This is a genomic window from Gemella sp. GL1 (genome assembly GCF_013415365.1).
In the GTDB taxonomy this organism is placed as follows: domain Bacteria; phylum Bacillota; class Bacilli; order Staphylococcales; family Gemellaceae; genus Gemelliphila.
Genome location: NZ_JACBYB010000003.1, coordinates 1 through 255 on the forward strand (window position 1 = coordinate 1; position 255 = coordinate 255).

1 rRNA gene is annotated in these 255 nt (G+C 48.2%); it reads left to right on the plus strand.

What is annotated here, in order from left to right:
• Nucleotides 1-255 (plus strand): 16S ribosomal RNA (locus HZY82_RS00015); the annotation flags it as partial.

Sequence of the window (255 nt, forward strand, 5' to 3'; positions counted from 1 at the left end):
CAGCAGTAGGGAATCTTCCGCAATGGACGAAAGTCTGACGGAGCAACGCCGCGTGAGTGAAGAAGGATTTCGGTTTGTAAAACTCTGTTGTTAGGGAAGAATGATTGTATAGTAACTATATACAGTAAAGACGGTACCTAACCAGAAAGCCACGGCTAACTACGTGCCAGCAGCCGCGGTAATACGTAGGTGGCAAGCGTTGTCCGGAATTATTGGGCGTAAAGCGCGCGCAGGTGGTTTAATAAGTCTGATGTG